At 72.3% G+C, this 26,017-nt stretch carries 22 protein-coding genes; 17 read left to right on the forward strand and 5 right to left on the reverse strand.

Annotation, left to right across the window (positions count from 1 at the left end):
- Positions 1 to 5 precede the first annotated feature (5 nt).
- Positions 6 to 2,465, reverse strand: coding sequence for a DNA gyrase/topoisomerase IV subunit A (locus GPA03_RS02950; RefSeq protein WP_156250489.1), 2,460 nt, complete (start codon positions 2,463 to 2,465; stop codon positions 6 to 8).
- Positions 2,466 to 2,553: 88 nt separating this feature from the next.
- Between GPA03_RS02950 and GPA03_RS02955 the strand changes: the two genes are divergently transcribed.
- The 7 genes from GPA03_RS02955 to GPA03_RS02985 are packed head-to-tail and all read left to right on the forward strand — an operon-like array spanning position 2,554 to position 10,183.
- Complete coding sequence (locus tag GPA03_RS02955) at positions 2,554 to 5,211, forward strand: GNAT family N-acetyltransferase (RefSeq protein WP_156250490.1); 2,658 nt, start codon at positions 2,554 to 2,556, stop codon at positions 5,209 to 5,211.
- Between the two features lie 21 nt (positions 5,212 to 5,232).
- Positions 5,233 to 5,817, forward strand: coding sequence for a DUF5998 family protein (locus GPA03_RS02960; RefSeq protein WP_156250491.1), 585 nt, complete (start codon positions 5,233 to 5,235; stop codon positions 5,815 to 5,817).
- Positions 5,814 to 6,974, forward strand: coding sequence for an alkaline phosphatase family protein (locus tag GPA03_RS02965; protein ID WP_156250492.1), 1,161 nt, complete (start codon positions 5,814 to 5,816; stop codon positions 6,972 to 6,974). Before GPA03_RS02960 ends, GPA03_RS02965 begins: the two co-directional genes overlap by 4 nt.
- A complete protein-coding gene (locus GPA03_RS02970; protein ID WP_156250493.1) occupies positions 6,974 to 7,666 on the forward strand; it encodes a thymidine kinase in 693 nt (230 codons plus the stop codon). The genes GPA03_RS02965 and GPA03_RS02970 overlap by 1 nt, the downstream gene beginning before the upstream one ends.
- Positions 7,663 to 8,796 (forward strand): prephenate dehydrogenase, encoded by a 1,134-nt coding sequence (locus GPA03_RS02975; protein WP_206673435.1) that lies wholly within the window; start codon positions 7,663 to 7,665, stop codon positions 8,794 to 8,796. Before GPA03_RS02970 ends, GPA03_RS02975 begins: the two co-directional genes overlap by 4 nt.
- The gene (gene cmk / locus GPA03_RS02980; RefSeq protein WP_156250495.1) at positions 8,793 to 9,482 is read left to right on the forward strand and encodes a (d)CMP kinase; all 690 of its coding nucleotides are present in this window, start codon (positions 8,793 to 8,795) and stop codon (positions 9,480 to 9,482) included. Before GPA03_RS02975 ends, cmk begins: the two co-directional genes overlap by 4 nt.
- Positions 9,479 to 10,183, forward strand: coding sequence for a lysophospholipid acyltransferase family protein (locus tag GPA03_RS02985; RefSeq protein ID WP_156250496.1), 705 nt, complete (start codon positions 9,479 to 9,481; stop codon positions 10,181 to 10,183). The genes cmk and GPA03_RS02985 overlap by 4 nt, the downstream gene beginning before the upstream one ends.
- Before the next feature lie 33 nt (positions 10,184 to 10,216).
- On the opposite strand, the gene GPA03_RS02990 is transcribed toward GPA03_RS02985, so the two are convergent.
- Positions 10,217 to 10,867: a DNA-3-methyladenine glycosylase family protein gene (locus GPA03_RS02990; protein ID WP_156250497.1), complete on the reverse strand. Its 651-nt coding sequence runs from the start codon at positions 10,865 to 10,867 to the stop codon at positions 10,217 to 10,219.
- The gene (gene der / locus GPA03_RS02995; RefSeq protein WP_241681058.1) at positions 10,864 to 12,321 is read right to left on the reverse strand and encodes a ribosome biogenesis GTPase Der; all 1,458 of its coding nucleotides are present in this window, start codon (positions 12,319 to 12,321) and stop codon (positions 10,864 to 10,866) included. The genes GPA03_RS02990 and der overlap by 4 nt, the downstream gene beginning before the upstream one ends.
- 127 nt (positions 12,322 to 12,448) lie before the next feature.
- On the opposite strand from der, the gene GPA03_RS03000 reads away from it, so the two are divergent.
- Positions 12,449 to 13,177 (forward strand): hypothetical protein, encoded by a 729-nt coding sequence (locus GPA03_RS03000; RefSeq protein WP_156250499.1) that lies wholly within the window; start codon positions 12,449 to 12,451, stop codon positions 13,175 to 13,177.
- Between the two features lie 33 nt (positions 13,178 to 13,210).
- Positions 13,211 to 14,641, forward strand: coding sequence for an FGGY-family carbohydrate kinase (locus GPA03_RS03005; RefSeq protein ID WP_156250500.1), 1,431 nt, complete (start codon positions 13,211 to 13,213; stop codon positions 14,639 to 14,641).
- 1 nt (position 14,642) lies between these two features.
- On the opposite strand, the gene GPA03_RS03010 is transcribed toward GPA03_RS03005, so the two are convergent.
- Positions 14,643 to 15,401, reverse strand: coding sequence for an SDR family oxidoreductase (locus GPA03_RS03010; protein WP_156251316.1), 759 nt, complete (start codon positions 15,399 to 15,401; stop codon positions 14,643 to 14,645).
- A gap of 210 nt (positions 15,402 to 15,611) precedes the next feature.
- Between GPA03_RS03010 and GPA03_RS03015 the strand changes: the two genes are divergently transcribed.
- The 6 genes from GPA03_RS03015 to GPA03_RS03040 are packed head-to-tail and all read left to right on the forward strand — an operon-like array spanning position 15,612 to position 22,506.
- Positions 15,612 to 16,862 (forward strand): toxic anion resistance protein, encoded by a 1,251-nt coding sequence (locus GPA03_RS03015; RefSeq protein WP_156250501.1) that lies wholly within the window; start codon positions 15,612 to 15,614, stop codon positions 16,860 to 16,862.
- Positions 16,863 to 16,879: 17 nt separating this feature from the next.
- Positions 16,880 to 17,389 carry a hypothetical protein gene (locus tag GPA03_RS03020; RefSeq protein ID WP_241681059.1) on the forward strand — a complete coding sequence of 170 codons (510 nt, stop codon included), beginning with the start codon at positions 16,880 to 16,882 and terminating at the stop codon, positions 17,387 to 17,389.
- On the forward strand, positions 17,389 to 19,041 hold the full coding sequence (locus GPA03_RS03025) for an AAA family ATPase (RefSeq protein WP_156250502.1): 1,653 nt from the start codon (positions 17,389 to 17,391) through the stop codon (positions 19,039 to 19,041). Before GPA03_RS03020 ends, GPA03_RS03025 begins: the two co-directional genes overlap by 1 nt.
- On the forward strand, positions 19,038 to 20,369 hold the full coding sequence (locus GPA03_RS03030) for a hypothetical protein (RefSeq protein WP_156250503.1): 1,332 nt from the start codon (positions 19,038 to 19,040) through the stop codon (positions 20,367 to 20,369). The genes GPA03_RS03025 and GPA03_RS03030 overlap by 4 nt, the downstream gene beginning before the upstream one ends.
- Positions 20,366 to 21,361, forward strand: a complete 996-nt coding sequence (locus GPA03_RS03035; protein WP_156250504.1) for a glutamate ABC transporter substrate-binding protein — start codon at positions 20,366 to 20,368, stop codon at positions 21,359 to 21,361. Before GPA03_RS03030 ends, GPA03_RS03035 begins: the two co-directional genes overlap by 4 nt.
- Before the next feature lie 2 nt (positions 21,362 to 21,363).
- The gene (locus tag GPA03_RS03040; protein ID WP_241681060.1) at positions 21,364 to 22,506 is read left to right on the forward strand and encodes a hypothetical protein; all 1,143 of its coding nucleotides are present in this window, start codon (positions 21,364 to 21,366) and stop codon (positions 22,504 to 22,506) included.
- A gap of 31 nt (positions 22,507 to 22,537) precedes the next feature.
- On the opposite strand, the gene GPA03_RS22765 is transcribed toward GPA03_RS03040, so the two are convergent.
- Positions 22,538 to 22,804, reverse strand: a complete 267-nt coding sequence (locus tag GPA03_RS22765; protein ID WP_241681151.1) for a hypothetical protein — start codon at positions 22,802 to 22,804, stop codon at positions 22,538 to 22,540.
- A gap of 28 nt (positions 22,805 to 22,832) precedes the next feature.
- Here GPA03_RS22765 and GPA03_RS03045 point away from each other — a divergent pair, with 28 nt between their 5' ends.
- Together GPA03_RS03045 and GPA03_RS03050 are read left to right on the forward strand one after the other, a co-directional pair.
- Complete coding sequence (locus GPA03_RS03045; RefSeq protein WP_421958393.1) at positions 22,833 to 24,803, forward strand: serine/threonine-protein kinase; 1,971 nt, start codon at positions 22,833 to 22,835, stop codon at positions 24,801 to 24,803.
- A gap of 50 nt (positions 24,804 to 24,853) precedes the next feature.
- Complete coding sequence (locus GPA03_RS03050) at positions 24,854 to 25,999, forward strand: PP2C family protein-serine/threonine phosphatase (protein WP_241681061.1); 1,146 nt, start codon at positions 24,854 to 24,856, stop codon at positions 25,997 to 25,999.
- Positions 26,000 to 26,017 lie beyond the last annotated feature (18 nt).

Consider the following 26,017-nt stretch of genomic DNA (forward strand, 5'->3'; position numbering starts at 1 on the left):
TCTGCCTAGCCGAGTCCGGCGACGGGCGCCGCGAGCGTCGTACCGGAGGCGTCCCGCCGCTCGTCGACCTCGGGGAGCTCGACCGGCTGACCGCCCGCACCCACGGCGCGCACCTGCTGCGGTGCGACCGCCGCCGCGTACAGAGCATCCTCACCGCGCAGGAACCGCTGCACCCGCACACCCGCGGTGCTGCGCCCCTTGCCGGGGTAGACCGCGAGCGGTGTGGTCTTGGCGGAGCCGGGGACCGTGCCGGGAAGCGCGTCCGAGGCTGCGGCGACGGTGGCGACCATCGCACTCTCGAGATCGGCCGCCCGCACCACGCTCATGTGCACCACCCGGGCGCCGTCGGAGAGCCGGATGCCCGCCATGCCTCCCGCGCCCCGCCCCTGCGGGCGGACGACGCCCGCGGAGAAGCGCAGCAGCTGGGCGTCGGAGGTGATGAAGACGATCTCGTCCTCGTCGGTCGCGGCCCCGACGCCCACGACCTCGTCGCCGTCCTTGAGCGAGATGACCTCCCACTCGTCGGCGCGGCCGGGGCGGTCGGCGGTGACCCGCTTGACCGTGCCGCCGGCGGTCCCGAGCGTCAGGGTGCGTTCCTCGCCGTCGAGCAGGCTGACCAGTCCCACCACGCGCTCGCCCGGCTCCAGCATCACCATCTCCTGGACCGGCACCCCGCCCGAGAGGCTCGGGGGGCCGTCGGTGGGCGGCAACCCTGGGACCTCGACCACCGACAGCCGGACCACCCGGCCGCGCGAGGTGACCACGCCGGCCTCGCCGCGCGTGCTGGCGGCGACGATGCCCACGATGGCGTCGTGAGCCGATCGCCGTCCCTCCCGAGCGGGTTCGCGGTCGTCGGCGGTGCGCGCGAGCAGCCCGGTCGCCGAGAGCAGCAGCCAGCACGGGGTGTCCGCCACCTCGAGGTCGACGGGGCTCTTGCGGCGGCTGGCGGTCGCCGCCGTCGCGGTGCCACCGTTGGACTCCAGCAGCACGGTGCGCCGGGGGGTGCCGTGCGCGGCAGCCACGTCGGCGAGCTCGTCGGAGACCACGGTGCGGAGCAGCGCCTCGTCTCCGAGGATGGCTTCGAGCTCCTCGATCTCGCGCTTCAGCTCGTCGCGCTCGGTCTCGAGCTCGATCCGGGAGAACTTCGTGAGCCGGCGCAGGCGGAGCTCCAGGATGTACTCGGCCTGCAGCTGCGTGAGGTCGAAGATCGTCATCAGGCGCGACCGCGCGGTCTCGGCGTCATCGCTGCTGCGGATCACCGCGATGACCTCGTCGATGTCGGCGATCGCGATGAGCAGACCCTCGACCAGGTGCAGCCGGTCGCGGCGCTTGCCCAGCCGGTAGCTCGTGCGGCGACGCACGACGTCGATGCGGTGCGCCACGTAGACCTGGAGCAGCTCCCGTAGCCCCAGCGTGCGCGGCTGCCCCTCGACCAGCGCCACGTTGTTGATCCCGAACGACTCCTCCATGGGCGTGAGCCGGTAGAGCTCGGTCAGCACCGCCTCGGGGTTGAAGGCGTTCTTGATCTCGATGACCAGCCGCAGCCCGTTCTGGTGGTCGGTCAGGTCGGTGACGTTCGCGATCCCCTGGATCTTCTTCGCGACGACCGCGTCCTTGATCTTGTCGATCACCCGTTCCGGCCCCACGAGGTACGGCAGCTCGGTGACGACGATGCCCTTGCGTCGCGGGGTGATGTTCTCGATCCGAGCCGTGGCACGGGTGCGGAAGCTGCCCCTGCCGGTCGCATAGGCGTCACGGATGCCCTCGAGACCGATGATCTTGCCGCCACCGGGCAGGTCCGGCCCCGGCACGAACCGCATCAGCGCCTCGAGATCGGCATCGGGGTGCTCGATCAGGTGCCGCGCTGCCGCCACGACCTCGATGAGGTTGTGCGGGGGCATGTTCGTGGCCATGCCGACGGCGATCCCTGAGGCGCCGTTGACCAGCAGGTTGGGCAGGGCTGCGGGGAGGACCTCGGGCTGCTTCAGCGAGTTGTCGTAGTTCGGGACCAGGTCCACGGTGTCGGAGTCGAGGTCCCCGGTCATCACCATCGCGGCCGGCGCGAGGCGTGCCTCGGTGTAGCGGGGCGCGGCAGGGCCGTCGTCAAGAGACCCGAAGTTCCCGTGGCCGTCGATCAGCGGCAGCCGCAGCGTGAACGGCTGCGCCATGCGCACCAGGGCGTCGTAGATCGCGGTGTCGCCGTGGGGGTGCAGCTTGCCCATCACCTCGCCGACCACGCGAGCCGATTTGACGTGGCCGCGGTCGGGCCGCAGCCCCATGTCGGCCATCTGGTAGAGGATCCGCCGCTGTACCGGCTTGAGGCCGTCACGGGCGTCGGGGAGCGCCCGGGAGTAGATGACGGAGTAGGCGTACTCGAGGAACGAGGTCTGCATCTCCGTGGACACGTCGACGTCGACGATCTTCGTGTCCTGCGGCGGCGGTTCGGCGGAGGGGCGGCGGGCCATGCCTGCCATTCTCGCCGAGGTCGGCCGCGATGACGCGGCTCACACACCGAGCCGACCGTGTGGAGGTCGCCACACTACGATCGCGAGCATGACGTCGGAAGCGGTCGGGGCCTCATACCCGGCGCACTGGGAGGCCGATGTCGTCCTGCGCGACGGCTCCACGATGCACATCCGGCCGATCGCGCCGGACGATGCCGACGCTCTCCAGTCCTTCCACCGCGCCCAGTCGGCGCAGTCCACCTACTTCCGCTTCTTCGCCCCGATGGAGCAGCTCAGCACGCGAGACCTCGAGCGCTTCACCAACGTCGACCACGACCAGCGGGTCGCCCTCGTGCTCGTGCAGCCGGGCGAGGAGCACGACCAGATCCTCGCCGTCGGGCGGTTCGACCGGCTCGAGCCGGATGGTGATGTCGCCGAGGTCGCGTTCAACGTCGCCGACGCTGCCCAGGGGCGCGGGCTCGGCTCGATCCTGCTCGAGCACCTCGCTGCGGCCGGGCGCGAGATCGGTATCCGACGCTTCAGCGCGGACGTGCTGCCGAGCAACTCCCGGATGCTGCGCGTGTTCACCGACGCGGGCTACGACACCTCGCAGGAGCTCGCCGACGGCATCGTCGAGGTCTCGGTCCCGATCCGGCCCACCGACCGCTCGCTCGCCGTGCTCGCCGAGCGGGAGCGCCGCGCCGAGGCGTTGAGCATGACGGCGCTGCTCGCCGCCGACGGCGTGCTGGTCCTCGCGCGGGGCGACGAGGGCCGCCCGATCGGCGACCGGCTGCTCGCCTCGATCCAGGAGTCGGGGTTCTCCGGGCGCGTGCTCAGCGCCGAGACCATCGCCGAGGTCGAGGACGAGAAGCTGCCGACGCTCGCCATGGTCGCGGCGCCCGCGGGTGACGTGATGGCGGCGCTGCCGGTGCTCGCTGCGCGGGGGACCCGCGCGATCGTGCTGCTGTCGGCAGGCTTCCGGACGGGGAGCGGAGAGTCGGGACCCTCGCAGCGGAGCCTGATGCGGGCGCTGCGCGAGCATGGGCTGCGGCTCGTCGGACCGCGGTCGTTCGGTGTCCTCGCGCACGGCGAGGCAGGCCCGCTCCCGGCCACGCTCGCGACCGCGCCGATCCGGCAGGGCGAGGTCGGGGTGTTCTGCCAGTCGAGCCAGGCCGCACGCACGCTGCTCACCGAGGTGGCAGGGCGGGGCATCGGGCTCTCCAGCTTCCTCGCGGCCGGTCAGCGCGCCGACATCAGCGGCAACGACACGATGCAGTACTGGTCCACCGACGACCGCACCACGGTCGCGTGCCTGTACCTGGAGTCGATCGGCAACCCGCGCAAGTTCTCGCGGGTGGCGCGGCGGCTCGCAGCGACGAAACCGGTGGTCGTGACGATCGCCGGTACCACCGGGCAGCGGCAGCTGCCCGGCCACCCCGTGCGGTCCTCGACGGCGCCGCGCCGCGTGGTGGAGCAGATGATGAGTCAGGCGGGGGTGCTCCTGGCCCGTTCGGTCGCGCAGCAGCTCGACTGGGCGGCGCTGCTGTCGTCGCAGCCGCTGCCGGCGGGAGATCGCGTCCTCGTGGTCAGCAACTCGGGCAGCCACGCAGCCGTGCTAGGGGATCTCGTCGTCGAGCACGGCCTCCTGGTCGCGGGGGAGCCGATCACGCTGGCCCCGACGATCGCTGCGGACGAGCTGCGCGCGACCCTCGGCGAGGCTGCCGAGCGCGACGACTGGGACATGGCTGTCATCGGGTACGGACCCTTCGGTGTCGACATCTCGACCGACGCGGCGCAGGCCGCCGCCCAGCTGGCCGCCGACAGCGGCCGCACGGTGGCGGGGCTGGTGCTCGGCCGCGCCGGGCTGCACCCCGACCTCGCCGCGACCGCGCCCGACGGTGCGCTCGTGCGCGTCCCTGGCTTCCACGAGGGCGCCGACGCCGTCGCGGCGCTCGCTGCCGCCCGCGGGTATGCCCGGCGGCGGAACGATCCGGACAGCCCTCGCGTCGAGGTGGTCGGCGCTCGGCGCCGCGAGGCGCGGGCACTGACGCACGGTGAGCTGGCTGGGGTGCCGGCAGGGACGTCGGTCCGGCTGTCGAGCGAGAAGGCGAGCGCGCTGCTCGCCGCCTATGGGCTCGACGTCTGGCGCGCCACGAAGGTCGCCGACCTGGAGGCAGCCCGCGCCGCCGCTGCCCAGATCGGGTGGCCCGTCGCGCTCAAGGCCGCCGACGAGGTACTGCGGCATCGCGCCGATCTCGGCGGTGTTCGACTCGACCTCTCCGGTGACGCGGAGCTCACCGAGGCCTATACCTCGATCACCGAGCGCCTCGACGCGCTCGGACGCCACAACGTCAGCCTCGAGGTGCAGGCGATGGCGCCCACCGGAGCCGCCTGTGTCGTCACCGGCGTCGAGGACGATCTCTACGGGCCGATCATCGGGTTCGGGATGGCCGGAGACGCCGTCGAGCTTCTCGACGACGTCGCCTACCGGATCCCGCCGCTCACCGAGGCGGACGTCGCCGACCTGGTCCGGGCCGTGCGCGCCTCCCCGCGGCTGCTCGGTCACCGTGGGCTGCCGCCGATGGACGTGGCGGCTCTGGAGGACGTGATCGGGCGGGTGAGCGTCCTCAAGGACGAGCTGCCCGAGGTGCGGTCGGTCACGCTGAACCCGGTGCTGGTCGCCGAGCACGGTCTGGCCATCCTCTCGGCGACGATCGACCTGCTGGCGGCCGAGCGCGGAGATACCGCTCGGCGCACACTGCCCTGACAGGTGCGGCATACTCACCGGGTGCCTTCATCGTCTTCGACAGCGCTGCGACGACTGCGAACCGACGTCGAGCGGGCCGGGTACTACCCGGATATCGTCACCGACGTCATCGATCTCGCCCTGGCGGGTGAGGAGGTCGCCTCGCACCTGGTGCACGTCGAGACGATGTTCGACCGCGCTGAGGTGCGGCGCCACGTCACGGTCCTGGTGCTGACCCAGACCCGGCTGATCCTGGCGCATGTCGACGACCTCCCCGGCGAGGACGCCGACGCGATCCCCGCGGCTGCGGCCACCACGGAGTCCGTCGCGATCAGGCATCTGCGCACGGTCGGCCTGACCCATGGGGTCGCCGAGCCGGCCTCCTACCGCCGCGGCTCGGCCGTGAGCGAGGTCACGCTCGCTCTCTCCTGGGGCGCGGTCAGCCGGGTCGAGCTCGAGCCGGCCACCTGCGGTGACCCCAGCTGCGAGGCCGACCACGGCTTCACCGGCTCGATGCTGCCCGACGACCTGGTGGTCCGGGTCAGCGCCGACGCCGAGGGTCCCGCCGCGGTGCGGGCGGCCATCGACTTCGCGGCCGCGCTCTCGGCGGCCACGGCGCGGGTGTGAGCACGCACGACTGGCTCGGCGACGTCGTGCTGGGCGCCGCCGGTGCTGTGGGGGTGGACCTCGTGGTCGACCCGAGCGGGCACGCGGTGCGCTCAGGTGTCGCCGCCGAACGGCTGGAGCTGCCGCAGGCCCGCCGCGCGTGCGTCGTCATCGTCGACGGGCTCGGTCTGCACAACCTCACGGACGCTCCGGAGGTCGCTCCGGTGCTCAATGCCGCTCCACGCCGGCCGCTGCAGTCGGCCTTCCCCTCCACGACCGCGACCAACATGGCTGCACTCGGCACCGGCCTGCCCGGCGGTCGCACGGGCATGCTCGGGTACACCGTGCGCAACCCCGCCGACGGGCGGCTGCTCAACCTGATCTCGTGGCGCGGCGGACCGGAGCCGGAGACCTGGCAGCGGCATGCCACGATCTTCGAGCTGATGGCCGAGCAGGACCTCCTCTCGGTGAGCGTGGGTCCGTGGGAGTTCGAGTCCTCGCCGCTGACCCGGGCCACGCTGCGCGGCGCCGAGTACGAGGCGGCCGAGAGCCTGAGCCAGCGCGTCGACCGCACGCTGGACGTGCTCGCCGAGCCGGAGGCCAGGCTCGTCACGATGTACTGGGGGGACGTGGACAAGACGGGGCACCACCACGGCTGGCGCAGCGACCCGTGGCGGGATGCCCTGGGCCTGCTCGACGCCGAGCTCGGCCGGCTGGCGCGGCGCGTGCCGCCCGAGACGCTGCTGCTGGTCACGGCGGACCACGGCATGGTCGACATCCCGCGCCGCGACTCCGAGCAGTTCGGCGGCCCGGCACGGATCGACGTCGCCGCCAGGCCGCCGCTGTCCGACGGCGTGGCGCTCGTCGCCGGAGAACCGCGCATCTGCCACGTGCACGCCGAGCCGGGAGCCGCGGGCGCCGTGCTCGAGTCCTGGCGTGCCGAGCTCGGCGAACGTGCCGACGTCCGCAGCCGTGACGAGGCGATCGCCGCCGGCTGGTTCGGACAGGTCGAGGACCGCTTCCGCCCGGTGATCGGTGACGTGGTGGCCGCCATGCGAGGTGACATCGCCGTCGTCGACTCCCGTACGCAGAGCGCCGCCTCGCTGGAGCTCGTGGGCATGCACGGCTCGGGCACCCCGGCCGAGCGCACGGTCCCGCTCGTCAGGTTGGCGGGCTGATGGCGACGCTCACCTACTTCGCGGGGACCATGGACTCGGGCAAGAGCACCCTCGCTCTCCAGATGAACCACAACCACAGCGAGCGCGGTCGGCGTGGGGTGATCTTCACGCGCTCGGACCGTGCGGGCGAAGGTGTGGTGTCCTCGCGGCTGGGCCTGCGGCACCAGGCGGTCGAGGTGACCGACGCGACGAACTTCTGGCACGAGGTGATCGAGCGGCGCACCCGCGGCGGCGTGGTCGACTACCTCGTCTGCGACGAGGCCCAGTTCTACAGCGAGGAGCAGGTCGACCAGCTCGCGCGGCTGGTCGACGAGCTCGAGGTCGACGTCTTCGCCTTCGGCATCACGACCGACTTCCGCACCCGCCTCTTTCCCGGATCGGCCCGGCTGGTGGAGCTCGCCGACCGCGTGGAGGTGCTGCAGGTCCAGGCCCTGTGCTGGTGCGGCCGACGCGCCACGCACAACGCGCGCACGCTCGACGGCGCGATGGTCACGGTGGGGGAGCAGGTCGTGGTGGGAGACACCGCCGAGCTCGAGACCGGCGTCGTCGGCTACGAGGTGCTCTGCCGCCGCCATCACATGCGCCGCATGACGGCGAGCTCGGCCAGGGCGGTCAGCCCGTCACCCGACCCGCTGCCCCTCGAGCTGGAGACGTGCCCGGTGCCGCCTCCGAGATATGGTGACCGATCGTGACTGCGGCCCGACCCGCCACCACCGGTGGCTTCGCGACCCAGGGACCGGTCCTCGTGATCGGCACCGGCCTCATCGGCGCCAGCATCGGTCTCGCACTCACCGCCGAAGATGTGCCGGTGCGGTTGCGCGACAGCTCGCCGTCCGCGCTCGCGCTGGCCCGCGACGTCGGCGCCGGCGTGCCCGAGCAGCCCGACGACGAGCCGCCGGCCCTGGTCGTGGTGGCGGCGCCCCCGGACGTGGCCGCCGGCATCGTGGGCGCCGCGCTGCACACCTACCCGGACGCCGTCGTGACCGACGTGGCGAGCGTGAAGTCGTCGATCCGTGCCGAGCTCGAGGGCTTCGCGACGCTCGATCTGAGCCGGTACGTCGGCTCGCACCCGATGGCGGGCCGCGAGCGGCGAGGCGCCGCCGCAGCGGACAGCGACCTGTTCGCCGGTCGCCCCTGGGTGCTGGCAGCCGGGCCCGAGACATCCCCGGAGGCGCTCCGCGCCGTCCGGGGGCTCGCCGTCGATCTGGGCGCGAGCCCGGTCGAGATGAGCGCGGCCGAGCACGACCAGGCGGTCGCTCTCGTGTCCCACCTGCCGCAGCTGATGTCGTCGCTGGTCGCGGCCCGGCTGGTCGGAGCTCCCGAGGAGGCGCTCGGGCTCGCCGGCCAGGGCGTGCGGGACGTGACACGGATCGCAGCGAGCGATCCGCAGCTCTGGGCCACGATCCTGGTGGGCAACGCCGGGCCTACCCGCACCGTGCTGCGCGCGGTCCGGGACGATCTCGACGCGCTGCTCCGCTCGCTGGACCGGGCAGCAGACGACGGTCCGCTCGCCCTGGGTGCGATGGCCGGCATCGCGGGTCTGGTCTCCGCGGGCAACGACGGCGTCGGCCGGATCCCGGGCAAGCACGGCGGCGCCCGTCGGCACTACTTCGAGGTGACCGTGCTGGTGCCCGACCGCCCGGGGGAGCTGGGCCGGCTGTTCAGCGAGGTCGGCGAGATCGGCGTCAACATCGAGGACTTCAAGATGGAGCACTCACCGCGGCAGCGGGTGGGTATGGCGACGCTGTCGGTGCTGCCGGCAGCAGCTGAGCCGCTGGTGGCGGAGCTGCAAGAGCGCGAGTGGCGGGTGGTGGTCGAGTGACAGGGACCGTGGTGGCGATCGACGGACCGTCGGGTTCGGGCAAGTCCACGATCAGCCGACGGGTGGCGGCCCAGCTCGGGATGGCCTACCTCGACACCGGTGCGATGTACCGCGCGGCCGCCTGGTGGTGCGTGCGTGACGGCATCGACCTCGCCGACACCGCCGCCGTGGCGCGGGCGGTGCGCGAGCTACCCCTGGAGATGATGACGGACCCCCGCGATCCGGGTATCGCCGTCGGCGGCGAGGATGTCTCGGTGGTGATCCGTTCGACGGAGATCTCGACCGTGGTGAGCGCGGTGGCGACGAACCTCGAGGTCCGTGCCGAGCTCCGGCGGCGGCAGCGGGAGATCATCGACGCCTCCCGCGGCGAGGGCGGCATCGTGGCCGAGGGCCGCGACATCACCACCGTGGTGGCTCCTGACGCCGATGTCCGGATCCTGCTCGTGGCCAGCGAGGAGGCCAGGCTGGCGCGGCGCGCGCGGGAGATCCACGGAGCCGACGACGAGGGAGCCATCGAGGCCACCCGCGACCAGGTGCTGCGCCGCGACGCCGACGACTCGACGGTCTCGAGCTTTCAGGTGGCAGCCGATGGCGTGGTGACCGTGGACTCCTCCGAGCTGACGCTCGACGAGACCGTCGACGCGGTGCGGGGTCTGATCGAGACGGTGCAGGCAGGCCAGCGGTGAGCGAGGAGAAGCCGCGGCGCACCCCCGGCCAGGAGATCACGCCCGATCGCATCAAGCGCTGGGGCCCCAGGTGGTCGCGGCGGGTGGGCCAGCTCCTCGCCCACGGGGTCTGGAGCACTACGATCACCGGGGCGGAGAACGTGCCGCCGACAGGCCGGGTGCTGCTCGCCGCCAACCACACCGGCATCATCGACGGACCGCTCCTGCACGGGTGCATCCCCCGGGGATCGCACTTCATCATCAAGGAAGAGGCGTTCTACGGCTGGACAGGCGTCCTGATGCGGAACGCCGGGCAGATCCCGGTGGACCGGGGGACAGGCCGGGCGGCGTTGCAGACCGCGCTGGCGCTGCTGAACGAGGACCGGGTGGTGGCCGTGTTCCCGGAGGGCACCCGCGGCCGCGGCGACGTGAGCTCGGCCAAGGCCGGCATCGCCTGGCTCGCTGTGCGCGCGAAGGCGCCGGTGCTCCCGGTCGCGATCCTCGGCACCCGCACGCAGGGCCAGAAGCGAAGCCACATCCCGGGCTTTCGCGCGAAGCTGCACGTGGTGTTCGGCACGCCGTTCCAGGCAGTGCCCGAGGATGCCGCGACAGGTCGGGCCGCCGTGCAGGCGGCCGCCGAGCGGGTGCAGGCCGAGATGAGCAAGCACGTCGAGGAAGCCATCGCCCTGACGGGTGTCGACCTCCCCGAGGGCGGGCAGTAACGACCCCCGGTGTGCACGGGATCGTGCCGCAGCTCAGGTGGGCAGGTGCGTCTCCGCGCGGCCGCGACGGCGCAGGTAGCCGTGCCACAGGATGCGGGCAGCCGTGGAGCGTCGAGGGCGCCACCGCTCGCCGATCTCTGTGAGGACCACCGGCGTCGGGACCTCGGCGAGCCCGAGGGTCTCCGCGGCGGCGACCTGCAGCGCGCGGTCGCCGACCGGCCAGAGATCCGGGCGACCGAGGCACGAGAGCAGGTACACGTCGGCGGTCCACGCTCCGATGCCCGGCAGGGCCATGAGCCGGGCGCGGACCTCGTCGTCGCTCGCCGATGTCAGCGACCCCAGGTCGAGCGTGCCCTCGTCGACGGCGGCTGCCAGCGCCCGGAGATAGCGCTCCTTCTGCCGCGAGACGCCGTCGGCACGCATGTCCGGGTGCGCCAGCAGGCTGCCGGGAGCCATCGTGTCGATCCGGCGCAGGATCGACCGATAGGTCGCCGCCGCCGAGGCGAGCGAGACCTGTTGCTCCAGCACGAACAGCACCAGGCTCGGGAAGCCTGCGGGCCGGGCCCAGAACGCCGGCACGCCGTGTTCGGCGACCACCGCCGCCAGGTGCTCGTCGGAAGCCACGAGCGCCGCGAGATCCTCCCTGAAGGAGTGCTCCGCCGTCGAGGCCCCGCTCGAGGTCATCGGGTGCGGCGACGCTTCTCGCGCACCCGCACGCTGAGCTCGATCGGCGTGCCGGTGAAACCGAACGTCTCGCGCAGGCGGCGCTCGATGTAGCGGCGGTAGCCGGGCTCGAGGAAGCCGGTCGCGAACAGCACGAACCGGGGCGGCCGGGTGTCCGCCTGGGTGCCGAACAGGATGCGGGGCTGCTTGCCACCGCGCACCGGGTGCGGGTTGGCCGCGACCAGCTCGCCGAGGAACGCGTTGAGGCGGCCCGTCGGGATGCGGGTGTCCCATGCCTCGAGCGAGGTGTCCAGGGCCCTCACCAGCCGGTCCACGTGCCACCGGGTGCGGGCCGAGATGTTGACGCGTGGCGCCCACTGCACCTGCACGAGCTCGCGCTCGATCTCGCGCTCGAGCAGCTCGCGCCGCTCCTCCTCCATGAGGTCCCACTTGTTGTAGGCGATCACGAGGGCGCGCCCGGCGTCGATCACCTGCTGGATCACGCGGATGTCCTGCTCGGTCATGGCCACGCTGGCGTCGACCAGCACCACCCCGACCTCAGCCTTCTCGAGCGCTGACTGGGTGCGCAGCGAGGCGTAGAAGTCGGCGCCGTGGGTCTGGTGCACGCGACGCCGGATCCCTGCGGTGTCCACGAACCACCACTGCCTGTCCCCGAGCGTGACGAGCTCGTCGACGGGGTCGCGCGTGGTGCCGGCGACGTCGTCGACGACCACGCGGTCCGAACCCGTCAGCGCGTTGAGCAGCGAGGACTTCCCGACGTTCGGGCGTCCGAGCAGAGCGATGCGGCGCGGACCGCCCGCCGGGATCGCGCCGCCGGCCTGCGAGGTCTCGGGCAGCATCTCCAGGACCGAGTCGAGCAGGTCGCCCGAGCCGCGGCCGTGCAGCGCGGACAGCGGGAACGGCTCGCCGAGCCCAAGGTTCCAGAGCGCGGTGGCGTCGGCCTCGGCGCGCTGGTCGTCGACCTTGTTGGCGACCAGGATCACCGGCTTCCCGGAGCGGCGCAGCAGCCGCACCACCTGCTCGTCGGTGCCGGTGGCGCCCACGCTCGCGTCGACCACGAACAGCACCGCATCGGCCAGCTCGATCGCCGCCTCGGCCTGCTCGGCCACCCGCTCCTGCAGCCCGCGCGCATCCTGCTCCCAGCCGCCGGTGTCGACGACCATGAAGCGACGCCCGCTCCACTCGGCCTCATAGCTCACGCGATCGCGCGTGACACCCGGCGTGTCCTGCACCACCGCCTCGCGACGGCCGAGGATCCGGTTGACGAGGGTGGACTTGCCGACGTTCGGGCGGCCGACGACGGCGAGCACGGGCAGCGGGCCCGAGCCGCTCGGTTCCCCGGACCCCCGCTGCTCGTCGTCGAGGAGCGCCATGTCCTCGGCGTCGAGCTCGTACTCGGCCAGGCCTGCTCGCAGGGCATCGGCGCGCTGGGCGTCGTTCGGGTTCTCCGTCACCCCCGTATTCTTCCCCACCCGATGGGTACTGCTGCCCACGAACCTGGCGACGGCCTCGTGGGCCGCTGAACTAGCGTGTTCCCCGGCAATGGCGCCAGCTCACGAACCGCTCTCGAAAGGCCTCTCCTTGCGCACGTCCCGCCACCTCACCGTCGCAGCCCTGCTCGGCGCCTCGCTCGTTCTCGCCGGCTGCTCGAACGACACCACGCCGGACGGTGACGGCGACGCCTCGCCGGAGAGCACCTCGGAGGCGGGTACCGAGGAGCCCACCACCGAGGAAGCCACCACCGAGGAAACGCCGGACTTCGACGTCGCGGCCGTCGACTTCGGTGCGGCCGGCACCACCGAGCCCGGCACCACGGTCCCGCTCGGCTCGCCCGCCTGGGTCGTCACCAGCGCGTCGCCGGAGGGGTCCAGCGAGCCGGTGGACGTCAACATCGGCCTGAGCCTCCTGCAGGTCACCGAGGGCAGCACCGATATCTGGGCCGACTGGGACAACGCCGATGAGTTCGCCGCCTTCACGCCGTACCTGATGGTGCTCCAGTACGCCTACCCCGACGGCCTCCCGGAGGGCGTCGACGAGCCCCCGGCTCCCGCGATCTTCCCGCTGCTCGAGGACGGCTCGGGTGCGAGCTTCATCGAGGCGCAGAACTTCGGGCTGGGCTCCGGGGCCTCCGACGAGTGCGGCTACACCCTGCAGGGCTGGGACCCGGAGACGAACACCCTGGTGATGTGCGTCGTCGGTCTCTCGGACGCCGGACCGATCACCGGCGGCCTCTTCAACGGTGACTCCTGGTCCGGTTTCGTGCAGGGCCTCGACGCCGTCTACGGGGACAACCCGATCATCTGGGAGTGACCGCTCTCGTCGGTGTCACGGGAGGATGACCTCATGCTCGCGCTAGGGATCGACATCGGGTCGAGCACGACCAAGGTTGTCCTCGTGGAGATCGACGGTGGCCACCTGTGCGAGGTCGCCTCGTCGGCCTCGGTCACCCCGGGCGACGTGCCGGGCCTCGTGGACGTGATCGCGCGCCGCTGCCGCCAGCTGGTGGGTCCGGGGATCACGGTGGCGGCTGTCGGGGTGGCCTCGATGGCGGAGACCGGAGCAGCGATCGGTGCCGACGGCGAGGCGCTGACCGATCTGCTGCGTTGGGACGCCGGGCTCGGTGCCGAGGACGCCGCGGCGATGGCCGATCTGGCGCCTGCCGTGTTCGCTCGCAGCGGTGTGCGCCTCTCGGCCAAGACACCGCTGACGACGTGGCGCTGGCTGGCCCGGGAACGGCCCGAGGTCTGGGCCCGGATGGCCTGCTGGCTGAGCGTCGCGGACGTCGTGGCGCACGCGCTGACGGGGGAACGCGTCACCGACCACACGCTCGCCGGCCGCACGGGCGGGTATCGCCTCGCCGCCCCCGGGGAACCACCGACGTCGGTCTTCGACGGCGAGCTCCTCGCCCTCGCCGGCCTGGAACCGACCCGACTGCCGCGCGTCGCCGGTCCGTACGAGAGCGCGGGCCGGGTGACCGCCGCGGCAGCGGCGCGAACGGGGCTGACCGAGGGCGTGCCGGTTGTCGTGGCCGGCCATGACCACCAGGTCGCCTCGTGGGCGGCGGGGATGCGCGAGCCCGGGGACGTCGCCGACTCGCTCGGCACGGCCGAGGCCGTTCTGAGCGTGGTTGGCGAGCGACCGGTTCTCGAGGACGTCCGCAGGCAAGGGATGAGCCTCGTACGTTCCGTGGGCGGCGTTCACGACGCGCTCCTGGCGGGGACCTCCAGCGCGGGGGCGATGCTGCAGCACTGGCTGTCGACGATTCCCGAGGATCACCGCGAGGACGTGCTGACGAGGGCCGCGAGCAGCCTGGCGGAGGCACCAGGGCCCACCGGGGCCGCCGTCGAGCCTTATCTGAGGGGTCGGCAGACGCCCCGGCCAGATCCGCACGCGCGACCGGGCAACCCGCCTGCTCACTGGTCGTGGGAGGAGCAGGCGCGCGCCGTCGTTGAGGGCATCTGCTACCAGGCCCGTTGGATGATCGAGAGCCAGGGCGACCCGCGGCGGGTCGCGGTGATCGGTGGAGGGCGGCTCCCCGAGCTGTGGACCGCCCTCAAGCGGGCGTCGCTGCCCTGGCCGATCTCGCTGGTGCGGGCAGGCGAGCCGGTCGCCACCGGGGCGGCCCTGCTGGCCCTCGTGCGATCGGGACACCTCGGCGACCCCGCCGTCGCGATCCGCACCGCGCCGACCCTCGATGTCGTGCCCCAGCCGATGCCGGTGGGGGACCCCCACGGCCGGTCCTACGCCGCCTTCCTGGCCCGGATCGGGGCCTGACCTAGACGACCGAGGTCAGCCCGCCGTCGACGTGGATGTTCTGGCCCGCGACGAAGCTCGAGGCGTCCGATGCGAGGTACACCGCCGTGCCCACGAGCTCGCGGACGTCGCCCCACCGGCGGGCGGGTGTGCGCTCCTTGAGCCAGGAGTCGAACTCCGGGTCGCTCCAGAGCGCCTCGTTCATCTCGGTGGCGAAGTAGCCGGGCGAGATCGCGTTCACCTGGATGCCGAGCTCCGTCAGGTCGGCTGCCATGCCCTTGGTGAGCATCCCGACGCCGCCCTTGGAGGCGGTGTAGGGCGCGATCGTGCGCCGGGCGAGTGCTGACATCGCGGAGGCGATGTTGATGACCTTGCCGGAGCCGCGCGTTGCCATGCGGGCAGTGATCGGCTGCGAGACGTAGAAGACCGAGGACAGGTTCGTGGCGATCACCTGGTCCCAACGCTCGGCCGGGAAGTCGTTGAACGGCGCCCGGTGCTGCATGCCGGCATTGTTGATCAGGATGTCGGGGACACCGACCTCGTCCATCAGCGCGGCGGTCCCGGCGCGTGCCACGTCGGCGTCGGTGACATCGAAGCAGACGACGTGCGTGCTCGCCCCGGTCGCCGCGGCGATCCAATGGGCCGCCGCCTCGGCGGCCGCCCGGTGCCGGCCGTGCAGCACCACCTCCGCGCCAGCCTCTGCCAGCCCGGTGGCCAGCGCGAAGCCGAGCCCCCGGGCCGAGCCGGTCACGAGTGCGAGCCGACCGGTCAGATCGAACATCGAGGTGCTCAACACGTGCCTCTCGTCAGCGCTGGGGGAGTCAGCGTGGGGCCGTTGCCAGGGCCTGCCCGCCAGCGGCAGGGTAGTGGTGCCCGGTCTCTGCGTCCGCCGAGGCCCCAGCCTGCCGTAGATTGACACCAGAGACTGGCTTGACCATCCCTAGATCAGTTCTGAACCGCAGATCCCGTCCGATCGACAGCCGAGGATGACATGACCGACCAGGCCGCTGCCGCTGCCCCTCTCGAGCCGCCAGAGGCGGACAACATCGGGCTCACGTTGGAGCCGCCGGCGCCCGTCGCCGCCGTCGCCACCACCCAGGCGCCTGCGCTGGCACCGAAGGTCGACCCCGCCATGGTGCCGCAGCTGAGCCAGAAGGCGGACGCGTACGTGGCGTCGCTGCTCGAGAGCGACGCGAAGTCGCCCGAGTTCACCGCCAAGGCCGATTCGATCCGCACGATGGGCGACCAGGACGTCCGGCGCGCGGCCGATGTCTCCAACCGGCTTCTCGCCACGCCGGTGAAGGAGATCAAGGAGGGTGGCCTGTCCGAGTCCGGCACGGTCGGGCAGTCGCTGCTCGCGCTGCGCCGCGCCGTCGAGGACCTCGACCCCTCCGAGGAGACGTTCGGGCGCAAGCTGCTCGGGTTCATCCCGTTCGGCGACAAGATCAGCGACTACTTCCAGCGCTACGAGTCGGCGCAGAAGCAGCTCGACGCGATCATCCGCGCCCTGTACAACGGCCAGGACGAGCTGCGCAAGGACAACGCCGCGCTCAACCTGGAGAAGCGGAACCTGTGGGACACCATGGGCCGCCTCAACCAGTACATCTTCATGGCCGAGCGCATCGACGCCCAGCTCTCGGCCACGATCGCCGAGCTCGACGTCACCGACCCGGAGCGCGCCAAGGTGATGCGTGAAGACGTGCTGTTCTACGTCCGCCAGAAGCACCAGGACCTGCTGACCCAGCTCGCGGTGTCGATCCAGGGCTACCTGGCGATGGACATCATCATCAAGAACAACTTGGAGCTCATCAAGGGCGTCGACCGCGCGACCACGACGACCCTGTCAGCCCTTCGCACCGCCGTGATCGTGGCGCAGGCGCTCGCGAACCAGAAGCTGGTCCTCGACCAGATCACCGCGCTCAACACCACGACCTCCAACATGATCGTCGCCACCTCCAAGATGCTCGCCGACAACTCGGCCACGATCCAGGAGCAGGCCGCGAGTGCGACGATCGGGATCGAGCAGCTGCAGGAGGCGTTCGCGAACATCTACACGACCCTCGACACGATCTCCGACTTCAAGATCCGGGCGCTGGACTCGATGGCCCAGACGGTCGGCGTGCTGCAGACCGAGACCACCAAGGCCGCCGAGTACCTGGAACGATCGCGCAACTCCGACCGTTCTGAGCTGCAGGGCGGCTCGCTCGACATCGGCGGGCTGAACCTCAACACCAATCGCTGATCGGAGCCAAGCAACCTGTGTCGTGGTGGTCTGAGCTGGGGCGAAAGCTCCGGGGCGAGCCGGAGGCTCCCGTGCTGCCCGAGCTCCCGCCACCGCCCACGGGTGAGGAGATTCTCGGATCGGTCGAGGCGGTGCGGACCCGTATCGCCGGGCGGGTGCCGCCGTCGATCGCGGCCCGCGTCGACCGGATCGCGCAGATCGTGGGTGTGATGGTGCCGAGGCTGGATCGCCCCAGCCTCGGTAGCCAGCAGGCGCACACGGTCGTGGCGACCGCCACGAGCTATCTGCCCGAAGCGGTCGACGCCTATCTCCGGCTGCCGCGCGACTTCGCCGACAGGCGGGTGGTGGCCAACGGCAAGACCTCGTTGATGCTGCTGGTCGACCAGCTCGACCTGCTGAGTGCCACGCTCATGAAGATCTCCGACGCCGTCTCCCGCCAGGACGCCAACGCGCTGATCGCGCACGGCGCCTTCCTCGAGGAGAAGTTCAAGGGCTCCTCGCTCAACACCCCGTCCACGGAGGCCTGATGACCACCCCGTCGCTGCGAGCCGCCCTGCGCGGCCTCGCCGAGGCCGCGCAGGATGCGGGTGTACCCGCCGAGGTCGCCCGCGACGAGGGGTTGCGCCTGTCGGCGGCCGTGGCCGAATCCCTGGTCGGTGCTCCCCGTCAGTGGTTGGCCGAGGTCGACGGCGACTCCGCGGACGAGTTCTTCACGGCCGCCTCCGCCGGCCGCCGCTGGCGCGCTGCACCGACCGACGTGCTCGTCGCCCTTGCCGGCGGTCCGCACGCCGCCGCGTACGCCGAAGCCCTCGCCGCGATCGTCCGCGCGAGCGCGAAGCTCGGGACCCCGCGACTGGACGTCGCCGCCCGAGCGACGGCGACGGCCGCCGTGCAGCTCGGTGCGGCGAGCGCCAGGCGCGCACCGGCCCCGACACTCGCTCCGGACCCCTCGCGTCAGCACACCGCTGACCTGCTGCGCCAGCTCACACCGAACCTCGACGGCGGGCTGACGGCGTTGCGGCCTGATCAGCAGCAGCCCGAGGTGCCGAGTCTCGACGGCATCCTGAGCGCGCTGCGCCGGGGCACCAGCGGCGGCGACGAGCAGCCGATCTCCGACCCGACGCCGCCGTCGACCGCGCCGGCCACCGGTGAGCCGGCGCACGCGACGGCGGGCGAGCGTGACCAGGCGATCGCTGCCGAACCGGCGGTCGAGACCGAGCCGGAGAAGACTCTCGAGGAGCTGCTGGCCGAGCTGGACGAGCTGATCGGGCTCCAGCGTGTCAAGGCGGAGATCCGGCGTCAGGTCGAGCTGCTCCGCATCGAGAAGCTCCGGGTCGAGGCCGGGCTGACCCGTCCCACGCTCACGCGGCACCTCGTGTTCGTGGGCAACCCCGGCACCGGCAAGACGACCGTGGCCCGGCTGGTCTCGGGGATCTACCGGGCGCTGGGGCTGCTCAGCAAGGGTCACCTGGTGGAGGTCGACCGTTCCGAGCTCGTCGCCGGCTACCTCGGGCAGACAGCGATGAAGACCGCCGAGCTGGTGCAGGGCGCCGTCGGGGGAGTGCTGTTCGTCGACGAGGCGTACGCCCTCACCCAGTCGAGCACCGGCAGCGGAGCCGACAGCTTCGGCCAGGAGGCGGTCAACACCCTGGTCAAGGAGATGGAGGACCACCGCGACGACCTCGTGGTCGTGGTCGCGGGCTACCCGGTCCCCATGGCCGAGTTCGTCGCGGCGAACCCCGGGCTGGAGTCACGGTTCTCGACCACGATCCGGTTCGAGGACTACGCGGACGAGGAGTTGCGCGGGATCTTCGAGGTGATGGCCGAGAAGGCCGACTTCGTCCCGCTGCCCGAGACCCTCGAGCGCGTCATCGAGATCTGCTCGGTGCAACCGCGCGACGCCTCGTTCGGCAACGCCCGGTTCGTGCGCAACCTCCTCGACTCGGCGATCGCCCGCCATGCGTGGCGCCTGCGCGATGTGGAGGCGCCCACGATCGAGCAGCTGCAGACGCTGCTCCCCGAGGACCTGGTCGCCGACGAGGAGGAGGCCGCCGCGGTAGCCACGATCCTCGTGGAGGCCGGCGAGCCGGAGCCCGCCGAACCGGTCGAACCGAGCGGGCGCGAGGGCCCTCACGCACCCGAACCGCTGCCCGTCACCGCATCCGAGGAGGACGAGTGACCTCGATCTCAACAGCACCACCCCAGCAGGCGCCGGCGCCACAGCCGCAGGGTCAGCAGCTGCAGCAACGCCCCGGTCAGGTCGTCAGGCGCCCGAGCACCGGCGGGCTGGGGCTGCGGAACCGCGGCGTCGAGGTCACGTCGGCTCAGCGCGTCATGCGCATCTCGGTGGCGAGCGTCGTCGTGATGCTGCTCGTCGCGGCGCTCGGGTTCCTGCTGGCGCTCAACCAGGCCTCGGGCCTGGACCGAGCATCCACGCGAGCGGACCGGGTGCTCACGGTCATGGACGTCCGCAGCGCGCTGCTCGACGCCGACGGCGCCGCCACGAACGCGTTCCTCGTGGGCGGTCTGGAGCCGCAGGCGCGACGCATGGTCTACGACGCGGCCATCGCCTCGGCCGCGACCGGTCTCGCTCAGCTCGCCGAGGGAGCCGACGACGACGACGCCGCGCTGATCGCCGAGCTCAACGCGGACCTGGCCACCTACACCGGCTTGATCGAGGCAGCCCGGGTCAACAACCGGCAGGGGTTCCCGGTCGGCGCCGCCTACCTCGAACAGGGATCCACGCTGGTCCGCGAGCAGATGCTCGCGAGCCTGGACAGCGTGCTGTCGATCGCCGCCGACGACGCCGCAGCCGATTTCGGTGCGGGCAACCTCTCGATCGTCATCGTCGTGGTGGTGCTGGCTGCCCTCGTCGTGCTGGTGGTCTGCCAGACCCGGTTGGCGCGGATGACCCGACGGCGCCTCAACCCAGGGCTGACGATCGCCACCGTGCTGCTCCTGGTCGCGTTCGGCGTCGGTGCACTCGGCGCGACCTCCTCGGCCACGGCCGCCGGTGCGGTGCGGGTCGACAGCTATCGCCCGACGCTGGCCGTCGCCCAGGCCTCGGTGCTCGCCGCCGAGGCGAGGACGCTCGAGTCCCTCACGCTGATCAAGCGCGGTTCGGGAGGGGCCTTCGAGGTCGAGTTCGTGGACCGCACCGACGAGGCGATCGCGCTGCTCGGTGATGCCGAGCCCGAGCTCGCCTCGAGGTTGCAGGACTGGGTGGACCTGCACGCCGAGATCCGCACGGTTGACGACAGCGGCGACTGGGAAGACGCGGTGGCGATGGCGATCACCGACGAGGAGGGCGGTGCCAGCCAGGCGTACGCGGAGTTCGTCGAGTCCGCCGGCGCCGTCGTCGACTCGGGCTCGTCCGATGTCACGTCAGGCTTGAGCGACGCGGCCGGTCAGGCCCGGCTGGCTGCCTGGGTGCTGCTGATCGCGGGGATCCTGGGAGCTGTCGCGTGCTGGCGGGGCATGGCCCCGAGGCGGGAGGAGTACCGATGAGGCCGACCAGGACCAGGCGGGTCACCGCGTGGGGCGCAGCGGCAGCGCTGCTGCTCGGGCTCGCGGCGTGCTCCACGGGCAGCGGCGCCGACGACCTCGGCCAGGCGGCGCCGGAGGAGGCCACGGCCGAGCCCACCGAGGAGCCGACCGGCAACCCGCCGGCCGAGCCTGCCGAGTGCGATGACCCGGTCGCCTCCTACGACCCGCTCGATGCGCTGCCCGCAGCCGACGCGCTGCCCTCCGGCAGCACGATGGCCGAGATCCGGGAGCGGGGCTCGCTGATCGTGGGCGTCTCCGCCGACACGCTCCTGATGGGTTCGCGGAACCCGTTCACCGGCCAGATCGAGGGTTTCGACATCGACATGCTGCGCGAGGTCTCGCGTGCGATCTTCGGCGACCCGGACCGCCTCCAGTTCCGCGTCATCACCTCCGGCCAGCGCATCGAGGTGCTCGCCTCGGGCGAGGTCGACCTGGTGGCGCGCGCCTTCACGGTCAACTGCGAGCGGTGGGAGCAGATCGCGTTCTCGGCGATCTACTACAACTCCGGGCAGAAGGTGCTGGTCGCGCAGGGCTCGCAGGCCCAGGGCCTGGAGGACCTCGCCGGCGAGCGCGTGTGCGCCCCGCAGGGCACGACGACGCTGAGCAGGCTGGCCGAGTACCCGGAGATCGAGCCGGTCCCGGCACCCACGCACAGTCAGTGCCTGGCGCTGTTCCAGCAGGGGCAGGTCGACGCCATCACCGGTGACGACACGATCCTCGCCGGGTTCGTGGCCCAGGACCCCTACGCCGTCGTCGTCGGTGACGCGATCAGCGAGGAGCCCTACGGGATCGGCGTGCCGGCCGAGAACGTCGACATGGTGCAGTTCGTGAACGCCGTGCTGGCCCAGCTGGTCGCCGACGGCACGTGGGCCCAGATCTACGACCGGTGGCTGGGGGAGTCCCTCGGGCCGGCACCGGAGCCCCCGACGCCGGTGTACGGGCGGACCGCGTGACGGTGACTGCCGAACGTGAGGTGAGATCCGGGCTCCCGACACCGCCGGGCGCCCTGGGACGGGCTGCGGGCCGAGAGGAGCTGCTGGACTTTCTGGCCGCCCTCGAGGAGTGGTTGGACCGCACCCGCGGCGAGCTGGACCGCCTCGACGAGGTTGCACAGCGCGCGAGCGATGCCGGCGCCCACAGCAGCGATGTCGTGCTCGCGATGGCGTTGTGGCAGGCGCTGCGGAACCGGGCCGACTCGATCGTCGTCGAGTGGGACTCGGGCAGGGCGGACGCCACGGCCCGGGAACGGATCTCCACGCACATCTGGGGTCGGCTCGGGTCGGGTGCGCTCGACGTCACGCTGCCCGAGGGCGCGCGCCTCGTCGACGCCCTGGTGGCGGCGCTGCGGGAGCGGCTCGCGATCGACCCGTCAACCGTCAAGCTCGTGGCGCGACTTCGGCAGGTCCGGGCCGAGCTGGTCCGCTGCGAGGACCTGGTCCAGGCGATGTCGGACGCCGAGCTCACCGAACGCGTCGCAGCGCTGGCCACACGGCAGCGGCGGCTCTTGAGCGAGGCCTCCCGCGGCGCGGACGTGACCGGGCCGCTCGGCGAGCTCGAGGCAGACACCGCCCGCGCGCACCGCGACCTGCTCGTGATGACCTCGCGCTCGGGGGAGCTGCGCCGCGACCGTGAGCGCGCCCTCGAGCTCCGCGACGCGCTGGCCGCGCGCCGACCGGTGCTCCTGGAGCTCGAGGCGCGGTGCCGACGGGAGATCCTGCGCCCGCCGCGTCTCGCTGTCCCGGACCCGCACAGGCTCGGTGACCCACCGAACGACCGCGCAGGCGTCGACGCCTACCTCGCCCGGCTGGATGCGGCCGCACGCGCTGTCGACGCGGCCGAGCACGCCTACACGAGCCCGCTCCGGGCACGCGCGTCGTTGCGGTACCGGCTCGCGCAGGCGCAGTCGGACGCAGCGGCCCACGGCCGCGACAGCTCACCCACCGTGCAGGCGGGCTGGACCGAGGCGTCCGACGCCGTGTCCCGGACTCCCTGCGACGTGGACCTGGCACGCGCGCTCGTCGCGCAGTACGAACGGCTCGCCCAGCCGCTGGACCTGCGGGGTCCGAGCGGTGCGGCGAGGATCGGAGGCACCCTGTGACCGCTTGCACACAGCCCGGCTGCACCGGGTCCTACGAGGACGGGTGGTGCAACGTCTGCGGCTCGCCCGAGTCCCCGGGCGGTGCCGCACCGAGCTCGGGGCAGGGGACGAGCGCGACAGGGGTCTCGCCGTCGGCGGTTCTCGGGGCGGGTGGGCCCGAGGGCCCGCAGTCCGCCCGCACCACCCCGATGCGGGAGGCCGAGTACCGAGGGTCCACGCGAACCTCGTCGTCGCGGCTGGCCTCGACGGCGATCGGGTCGGCCCGCACCGGCTCGCGCACCACCAGGCGCGTGGGCACGGGGTCGACAAGGCTGCGCGCGCATCGCATGGGCGCCGGCCTCACGACCGTGCCGCCGCTGCCCGTGCCCGACCCGCTGCAGGCGATCATGGCGGTCCCGGAGGTCGCCGAGCGCAAGCGCTACTGCTCCTCCTGCGGGAGCCCCGTCGGTCGTTCCCGTGGTGACGTGCCCGGCCGCACGAGCGGGTTCTGCCCCACGTGCGGTGCCAAGTTCGACTTCGAGCCGCAGCTGCAGCCCGGCGACCTGGTCGGTGGCCAGTACGAGGTGGTCGGGTGCATCGCGCACGGCGGCCTCGGCTGGATCTATCTCGCCCGGGACCGCAACGTGTCCGGACGCTGGGTCGCGCTCAAGGGCCTCCTGAACGCCGACGACCCGGACGCGGCCGCAGCCGCCATCGCCGAGCAGCGGTTCCTGGCCGAGGTCGAGCACCCGCTGATCGTGGAGATCTACAACTTCGCGGTGCACGACGGTGCGGGATACACCGTCATGGAGTACGTCGGCGGGACCTCGATCAAGGACATCCTGCAGGACCGGCGTGAGAAGAACGGCGGCGTGGTCGACCCGCTGCCGGTGGACCAGGCCATCGCGTACGTGCTCGAGGTGCTGCCGGCGTTCTCCTACCTGCACGACCACGGGCTGCTCTACTGCGACTTCAAGCCCGACAACGTCATCCAGCAGGGCGAGGGCGTCAAGCTCATCGACATGGGCGGTGTGCGGCGGATCGACGACGACGTGTCGGCGATCTTCGGCACCGTGGGTTACCAGGCGCCCGAGGTGGCGGAGCTGGGACCGTCGGTCGCCTCGGACATCTTCACGATCGGGCGCACGCTCGCCACGATGGTGCTCGACTTCCGCGGCAACACCACCACGTACGTGGACTCGTTCCCGCCGGTCGCGGACACACCGGTGTTCGCGCGGTACGACTCGTTCTACAGGTTGCTCGCGAAGGCGTGCGCCAAGAACCCCGACGACCGATTCGGCTCGGTCGACGAGCTACGGGTGCAGATGCTCGGTGTGCTGCGCGAGGTCGTGGCCGCCGACCGTGGCCCCGGCAGCCCGGCCACCACCTCGTCGGCGTCGCAGCTCTTCACGGCTCCGACCGTCGACGTCCCCGAGCGGCCGCTGCTGTGGAGCGAGCTGCCCGAGCTCGAGGTGGATCCCTCCGACCCGATGGCGAGCTTCTTGGACGGCGTCAACGTCGCCGACCCGGTGGCGAGGGTGACCGCGCTCAACAAGGCCCCGGAACGCACCGTCGAGATCCGGCTCGCCACGGCACGGGCAGCGGTCGCGGCCCACCGGATCGACGTGGCCCGGACCCTGATCGCGGAGATCCTCGCCGACGACCCGTGGGAGTGGCGCGCGCTCTGGGTGGGTGGCCTCGCCGACCTGGCCGGCGGCGACGCGACTGCCGCCGTCGCGTCGTTCAACGCCGTGTACGGGCAGGTCCCCGGCGAGCTCGCACCGAAGCTCGCGCTGGCGACGGCGTGCGAGGTCGGCGGCGAGCCCGACGTGGCGGAGTCGCTGTACGTGGTGTGTGCGCGCTCCGACGCCAACTACACGGCGCCCGCGGCGTTCGGCCTGACGCGCATCAGGCGAGCCCGGGGGGATCTCGACGGCGTGCTGCACTCGCTCGATCTCGTCGCCCCGACCCGTGGTTCCTATGCGGCAGCCCGCCTGCAACGGGCCCGGGCGCTCACCGAGTCGGGCTGGGGTCTTCCCGCGCTCGACGACGCGTTGCGCAGCATCGAGGGGGTGCCGCTGACACCGGCCGCCCAGTCCGACCTGCGCATCCAGGTGCTGGAGGCTGCGCTCGCCCAGATCGGTCAGAACGCCGCTCCGATGGGAGCGCAGATCGCGGACGTGCCTGCGCAGGAGCGTCCGCTACGTGACGCGATCGAGACGGCCTATCGTGAGCGGGCCCGGATCGCGGACACACGCGCGGAGCGGATCGCGCTCGTCGACCGCGCCAACGCGGCCCGGAACTGGACCCTGTGGTGAGCGATCCCGCCCCCGCGCAGCCCGCACGAGACGAAGAACCGGTGGACCAGGTGAGCTCAGAGACGCCCGTTGCGGTGCCCCAGCCCGAGCACCTCAAGGTGACGGACCCGGGGCAGCCGGCCCAGGCGCCGGATGCGACCGCAGCTGCCGAGACCGACCCCGAGGTCCAGCCGGACGTGCCCTGCCCGTCGTGCGGAGCTCTGGCGCAGCCCGGCTCCATGTTCTGCGAGGCGTGCGGCACGCCGCTGACGGCACCCACGCAGGCTGCCCCTCCGCAGCAGGAGCAGCGCCCGGCACCGCCGGTTCGCCCCTGCGTCCGCTGCGGGGGGCGTGTCGCTCCCGATGGCTACTGCGAGGAGTGCGGCTCGCCCGCGATGAGCGAGCGCGACCACTTCGAGTCCTCACCGAGCGCGACGGTCGGCGGGGTCTGCGACCGCGGCGTCCTCCACGCCCGCAACGAGGATGCGATGGCGATCGGCATCGAGCGGGGCGTGACGCTGCTGGTCGTGTGCGACGGGGTCTCGACAGCCCCGATGTCCGATGCGGCCAGCCTCGCGGCTTGCACCGCAGCCCTGCAGGCGCTCGCCGAGGGAGCACCCGGCGGTGCGCAGGAGGTGACCTCGGAGGGCTCCGCACGGCGCAGCGACTGGGGGATCCTCCATCAGGACGCCGCACGGCGGGCCAACGAGGCCGTGCTGTCGGTGCCCGTCGAGCAGGAGTCGGACGCGCCGTCGTGCACCTACGTCGCGGCGGTCGCGGACGGTCAGCGCGTCGTCGTCGGGAGCGTCGGGGACTCGCGCGCCTACTGGCTGCCCGACGGCGGCACCGGTATCCGGCTCACGATCGACGACTCGTGGGCGCAGGAGATGATCGAGCTCGGCGTCCCGGCGAGCCAGGTCGAGTCCTCCCCGAACGCGCACGCGATCACGCGTTGGCTGGGGCCTGATGCGCCCGAGGTCAAGCCGCGGCTGGACACGTTGACCGTCACCTCTCCCGGCTGGTTGCTGCTGTGCTCCGACGGCCTCTGGAACTACTGCCCGGGGCCCGACGAGCTCAGCGAGCTGGTGCGGTCGAGCGCAGCGAGCCTGGGCGAGGGGGCGACGGCGACGGCCATCGCGGGTGCGCTGGTCGACTGGGCGAACGCCCAGGGCGGGCGTGACAACATCACCGCCGTGCTCGCGCGGCTCGGCGAATGACCGCCGGCTGAGCCGCGG

This window comes from Pseudactinotalea terrae, from assembly GCF_009733845.1.
GTDB classification, from domain to species: domain Bacteria; phylum Actinomycetota; class Actinomycetes; order Actinomycetales; family Beutenbergiaceae; genus Pseudactinotalea; species Pseudactinotalea terrae.